At 63.9% G+C, this 5,841-nt stretch carries 7 protein-coding genes and 2 pseudogenes; 3 read left to right on the top strand and 6 right to left on the bottom strand.

Annotated elements, in window-relative coordinates:
- The 6 genes and pseudogenes from ACLP9N_RS21515 to ACLP9N_RS21490 form a co-directional block, all read right to left on the bottom strand.
- A partial coding sequence (locus ACLP9N_RS21515) for a hypothetical protein (RefSeq protein ID WP_442409307.1) occupies positions 1-341 on the bottom strand: 341 nt, incomplete at its 3' end.
- A 50-nt stretch (positions 342-391) separates the two neighbouring features.
- Positions 392-559, bottom strand: a pseudogene (locus tag ACLP9N_RS21510) (GMC family oxidoreductase); the annotation flags it as partial.
- Positions 560-581: 22 nt separating this feature from the next.
- Complete coding sequence (locus ACLP9N_RS21505) at positions 582-1,361, bottom strand: SDR family NAD(P)-dependent oxidoreductase (protein ID WP_442376789.1); 780 nt, start codon at positions 1,359-1,361, stop codon at positions 582-584.
- A 39-nt stretch (positions 1,362-1,400) separates the two neighbouring features.
- Entirely contained in the window at positions 1,401-2,039 is a 639-nt protein-coding gene (locus ACLP9N_RS21500; protein WP_442409306.1) for a ferredoxin, read from the bottom strand.
- The gene (locus tag ACLP9N_RS21495; RefSeq protein WP_442409305.1) at positions 2,036-2,782 is read right to left on the bottom strand and encodes an SDR family NAD(P)-dependent oxidoreductase; all 747 of its coding nucleotides are present in this window, start codon (positions 2,780-2,782) and stop codon (positions 2,036-2,038) included. Before ACLP9N_RS21495 ends, ACLP9N_RS21500 begins: the two co-directional genes overlap by 4 nt.
- Positions 2,783-2,809: 27 nt before the next feature.
- Positions 2,810-4,078, bottom strand: coding sequence for a cytochrome P450 (locus tag ACLP9N_RS21490; protein ID WP_442409308.1), 1,269 nt, complete (start codon positions 4,076-4,078; stop codon positions 2,810-2,812).
- Between the two features lie 244 nt (positions 4,079-4,322).
- Between ACLP9N_RS21490 and ACLP9N_RS21485 the strand changes: the two genes are divergently transcribed.
- The 3 genes and pseudogenes from ACLP9N_RS21485 to ACLP9N_RS21475 form a co-directional block, all read left to right on the top strand.
- Positions 4,323-4,931, top strand: coding sequence for a carboxymuconolactone decarboxylase family protein (locus ACLP9N_RS21485; RefSeq protein WP_442409304.1), 609 nt, complete (start codon positions 4,323-4,325; stop codon positions 4,929-4,931).
- 21 nt (positions 4,932-4,952) lie between these two features.
- Complete coding sequence (locus tag ACLP9N_RS21480) at positions 4,953-5,564, top strand: TetR/AcrR family transcriptional regulator (protein WP_442409303.1); 612 nt, start codon at positions 4,953-4,955, stop codon at positions 5,562-5,564.
- Positions 5,565-5,693: 129 nt separating this feature from the next.
- Positions 5,694-5,841, top strand: a pseudogene (locus ACLP9N_RS21475) (alpha/beta fold hydrolase); the annotation flags it as partial.

Raw genomic sequence — 5,841 nt, 5'->3', positions numbered from 1 at the left:
AGGCTTCGTATCGCCCTCGACCCGCCACCACCCGAACCACCCCACCCAACAGGCCGAACAGGCAAACCACCACCACACCTGCGCCCAGTGTCAACCCCAGACGGTTTGCGTTCCGTTGGTGCTGATGTCGTGCCGATGATATCGGTGACAACGACCTTGTGGTATCCGTCCCGCAGCCCGTAGATATGCAGTTCCCACCGGTACTTGTGGTCTTCCAGGCGAGGCCACAGCTCGGTGATCAGGGGCGAGAAATCGTTGACGAGCGTGGCCAATTCGGCGCGCAAACCGGCGTAGTCCTGCGGCTTGGCGGGCGTATCCGGGGTGTCGGATGATTCCGTCATGCTTCGACTTACCTTCAGTTTGCTGCGGCGTCTGACCGAGGCATAACGGGGCTGTCGAACAGCTTCCCGGAACCCTTGGGAATCCCGAACAGTGTGTTGCGGTCGCCACCTCCCGCCTCGAGCAGCAGCACGCTCACGCCCGGATCGGCAGACAATCGGTTGGCGAGCACACAGCCGACGGACCCGGCTCCGGCGATGATGTAGTCAAAGCTCACCATTCAGTGTGCCCGTGCCCGCGGATTATGCGCTGATCCACACTCCGCCGTCGGCGTGCAGATTCTGGCCGGTCATCCAGTGGCTGTCGTCGGAGCCGAGGAAAACGAAGATCGGGGAGACGTCGTCGTACGGATCCCCGATTCGCTTGAACGGGTTGTCCTTGAATGCGGCCCGCGCCCATTCCCGAACCTCGGGGCTGCGCTTGTGCAGTTGGCTGTCGACGTTGTCGGTCCATCCCCCGGGACTGACGGTGTTGACCCGGATGTTGTATTCGCCCCACTCGCGCGCGACCACTCGCGACAATCCTCGAATCGCTTCCTTGGCGGGCGCATAGCCGGCGTGGAATGTCGTGCCTTCGATGCCGCCCTTGGAGGAGGTGTTGATGATGGATGCGCCGGCACCGGGCTTGTCCCTCAGATGGGGAAAGCACAACTTCATCATGTGCCAGGTGGCGTATAGTGAGGTCTGCAACTCGATGTCGAGATCCTCCACGCTGAAGTCCAGGAAGCGGCGGAGATCGGTGATTTGGTGGGCGTTGTTGAGCAGGATGTCCACCGTGCCGAACCGTTCGACCGTCTTCTCGACGAAACCAACCAGTTCGTCGTAGCGCCCAACGTCGCAGCGCACCGCCACGACCTCCGCGCCGATCTCCTCGCAGAGTCGCTTCGTCTCCGCCAGCTTCTCCTCCTGGACGTCACAAATGGCCAGATTGGCCCCTTCGTGGGCAAAGCGGAGGGCGTGCTGCTTACCCAGTCCGCTCGCGCAGCCAGTGATCACCGCGACCTTGCCGTCCAATTTGCCCATCAGTGCGCTCTCCTCTTCGAATGTCGTTGCCGCCGTTTCCTATCCGGCGGGAGACGGCTGCTGGAGGAACACGTCGAGGTGGCAGACCTTTCCGTCCTCGTCGAACTCGAAGACGTTCATGGAGTTCACGACGAGCTTGGTGTCACCGATTTGGTGGCGTTCTTCGACCTCGAAGTAGACGCGTTGCGGCAGTTCGGAAATGCGCCGCACGGTGGTGTCGAAGCCCTGGGTGCCCTGTGCCCACCCGTTCACCATCTCGGTGTACTGCGCGAAGTCTTGTACGTCGAGGAACGGACCGATTCGTTCGAACCTGTCGACGGCGATGAATTCACCCAGCGGTGCCACCCAGTCTTCGGGCGTCTTCGCGGTGGGCACCAACCGCTTCACGGTGTCCTGGTACTCGATGACCTTCTTCGTCAGGGGCCCGTACTCGTTCATTGCGCACTTTCTTTCTGGTGGGTCAGCGTGATCTTTCTGGTGGGTAAGTGTGATGGATTGGCGGGGACACGCTGCGACGGCGGCACGCACGTCGCCCCAGTGCTGTTCGTCGGGGTGGGCGTCGGTGACGGTCACGCCGTCCTCGTCGCCGAGGTCGAATACCTCGGGCGACAGCTCGGTGCAAATGCCGTGCCCTTCACACGGGCGCGGGTTCACGTGGACGGTGACGCGTTCGATCACATGTAGATCCCGCCGTTGACGTTGATCTGTTGCCCGGTGATGTAGCCAGCGTCCTCGGAACACAGGAACTCGCACGCGGCGGCGACATCCTCAGCGGTACCGACTCGCTTGAGCGGCAGCATCGCCCCGATGTCGTCCAGGCTGGCGGGCAGCCTGCCGTCCGCTTCGGCGGCGCGGGCCATTGGGGTGTCGACGAGTGCTGGTGGGATGGTGTTCACGGTGATCCCGTTGCCGGCGAACTCGGCCGCCAATGCCCTGGTCAGTGCGATGACGCCACCCTTGGAGGCCACGTAGTCGGCTTGTCCGGGTGCCGCGGCTTGTCCGGCGGCCGAGGAGATGGTGACGACTCGGCCCCAGCCGGCTTCGATCATGTCGGGAATCGCGGCCTGGATGCAGTTGAAGGTCCCGGTCAGGTTGATGGCCAGCGTGCGGTTCCACTGTTCGATGCTGAGTTCGGTGAACGCCGCGTAGGAGGTGATGCCTGCACTGGTGATGGCGATGTGGATCGGGCCGAGTTCCTTTCGGGCCGAAGCGATCGCCTCCTGCACGCCCGACCGGTCGGTGACGTCGGCCTCGTATACCCGTGCGTCGAAACCCTCGTCCTGCAGTGCCGAGAGCTGCTGCCTCAGCGTGTCACCCGGCAGATCGAGGATGGCGACCTTGTCGCCCCGCCGAGCCAGACGTCGGCTAATGGCGGCACCGATACCGGACGCTCCGCCAGTGACCACGGCGACTCTGCTCATGGATCCTGCTCTCTGTCGAGTGTCGTGTCAGTCAACCGGGGTGAGCACCAGGTGCAGGTTGCTCAGACCACGGACGATGAAGGTGGGGTCGTAGTCGAAGCGGCGCTCACCTTCAGGTCCGTGGTCGGCTTCGGAGAGCGAGATGTCGCTGGTGCGGTCCAGGAAGCATTCCAGCGAGACGCGCCCCTCGGCACGGCCCAGCGGGCCACCCGGGCAGGAGTGGGCGCCGCGGCCGAAGGCGATGTGTTCGCGTACATTGTGGCGCCCGAGCAGACACTCGGTGGGCCGCTCGAAACGGCTGTCGTCACGATTGGCGGCCCCCGGGTGAATCATCACCGTGGTACCGGCCGCGATGTCGACCCCGCCCAGGCTGGTCGCGACGCGGGCCATCCGGAAATCGCTCATCGTCGGGCTCTCCAGCCGCAGCACTTCTTCGATGAACTCGGGAATGAGCTTGCGGTCGGCTCGCAGCCGTTGCTGAATCTCCCTGTCCTCCGCGATGACTCGAAGTGCGGCGGCGAGCATCCGGGCCGACGTGTCCTGGCCCGCACCGAAAATGAACGTCGCCGTACGCACGATGGCATCGACCTCTGGCAGCGAGCCGTCTTCATAGGTGGCGCTGGCCAACTGGGTCAGGATGTCGTCACGTGGGTTCTCACGCCGGTCCTCGACGTAGTCCCCGAACTTCTGAAAAAGAAACTCCAGCGGGTTGACCGGAAGTGTCTCCTCTTGCCCGACGACACTGATCGTGCTGCCCACCAAGACCTGCTGGACCTCCGCGCGGTCTTCCTCGGGCACACCGAGCAGGTCGGCGATCGCCCACGTGGTGAACGGCTTTGCGTACTCGCTCACGACTTCGGACCGGCCGGTGCCGATGAAGGCGTCCATGCAACGGTCGGCGATCCCGGCCAGCGCCGCCTCGCTCTCCTTCAACCGGCGCGGGGTGAGCAGTTTGCGCAACAGACTGCGTTGCGCTTCGTGGTGCTCCCCGTCCATGGTCACCATGAACTCGCTGAACGGCCACTGGTCGCGCGAGCTGTCGATGACCTCGGTGATGTCGGTGACCTCGGGCGACGGAGTCACGACGGGCGGAAAGGGCCCGCCCACCGAGTTGCACGACGAATAGGTGGCCGCGTCACGGTAGACCTCGACCGCCTCGTCGTACCCGGTGACCGCGACCACCCCCCGATGGGCCACGGGATGCACCGGGCACCGGGATCGCAGCGTGTCGAAGTATCGGTACGGATCGGTGACGAGCGCAGTGTCGGTGAAGAAGTCGGCGGCTTCCAGGTCCACTGCGTCCACCCGGCCTGCATCCGCCACCGCCGACGTTCGATTTCCAACAGGCTGTTCCTCGCTCGCCACCAAGGCTCCTTCCCACTCCACAGGGGGCTACCGGCCCCGCTTGTACACCTGTATAGTCTATACAGGTGTACAAGCGCAAGGCTTCCGTCAAATCGACTGAATTTCCAGCTATACAAGCGTGTTTCAATGACAACGGGTGGTGCACCCCATCGCGTGGCATGAAAGGACTTGCGTGATGGCACGGCTGGATCCGCCACCGGTGAAGAGCTGGCCTCCAGAGATGCGCGATGCGCTGGCGGCCATGCCACCGCCGGGAGCGCGTTACACCCTGACCAGCGCGGGCCGCCCCAGCGGGTTCAACGTGCTCGGCGCGATGGCGCATCACCCCCGCTTGGCAAAGGCGTTCTTCACCCTGAACGCCCATCTGCTGTTGACCACCAGCCTGACCGAACGTCAACGGGAACTCGTCATCATGCGGGTGGCGGCATTGAGGCGGTGCACCCACGAGTGGGCGCAGCACCTGTTCATGGCCCGCGATGCGGGCATGTCCGACATCGAGATCTCTTGGATCGCTTGGGGTCCGGACGCGCCGACGTGGAGCGCGGGCGACGCCTGCCTACTGCGCGCCGTCGACGAACTCGTACTCGACGGGGTCATGGGGGATTCGACCTGGAAGGAACTCGCCGAGCACCTCAACGGTCAGGAGATTCTGGACGTCATCTTCACGGCCGGGTCTTACGCGATGTTGGCTTCGATGCTGGACAGCCTCGGCATCGCACTCGATGATGACCTGCGAAGCGGCGTCGCCGCGTTGACCGACCCGTCCACGACGACCGACGTTTGAAGGCGGCCCTGGCACTCGGAGGTGGGAAAGACGGCAGCCAATCGCCGGCTGGGCGCGGAGGCGACCCGAAAGCAGCTGCTCGACGCCGTCGAGCGGGTGTTCTTCAAGGACGGCCACGCCAAGGTGAGTTACCGGGTAGCGGCCGCAGGCGCCGGTGTGACTCCCGGCCTCGTTCAGTACTACTTTCCGACGATCGACGCCTTGTTCGCGGCCATGATCCGGCGTCTGATCGATCGAGACATCGCTCGTTGGAACGACGGACTGAAGAGCCGTCCGGACGAACCGCTACGGGTGCTCTGGGAGTACAGCTGGAGTGAAGCCGCAGGAGCCTTCGGCACGGAGATGATGGCGCTCGGCGCGCGCCGACCCTCACTCCTCCCCCTCATCTCGGACGGGACCGAGCAAATTCGGAAGGTCCAACTCCGGGCGCTCAAGACGAAGTACCGCAGTTTGACGTTTCTCGACGAACTCTTCCCACCAGACGCGATGGTGCTTCTGGTGACCAGCATCCCCAAGGTGCTTACGCTCGAGCAAGGTGTGCAGGTGACGATGGCGCACCGCTCACTAATCGACGCCTTCGAGCGCTATCTCGACACCATTGAGCCCAAGTCTCCAGGCGGGCTGGTGTCATAGGAGTGGCACCATGGACCCCACGCAGACTGCGCCGCTCGCCCACTGATCGGAACAGCGCTAGAGACCTGCTTCGGCCGCGTGACAACGTTGTCGATAGCAGCTGCGACCCGGAGGTGTAGTGACGGCGTCATCAATCGATCTCAGTTACGAGCGGCCCTGCGTCAGATACCAACCCCCGACGGCATCTTGCGTTATCACGAGGCCGGAGAAGGCACGGCGCTGCTGTTCCTGCACGGATCGGGACCCGGGGTCACCGGATGGCGCAATTTTCGCGGTG

The sequence above is a fragment of the Mycobacterium sp. genome (assembly GCF_052144515.1).
GTDB lineage: Bacteria > Actinomycetota > Actinomycetes > Mycobacteriales > Mycobacteriaceae > Mycobacterium.
The sequence above is the reverse complement of the archived record's forward strand: the minus strand, read 5'-3'. Positions and strand labels throughout refer to the sequence as shown.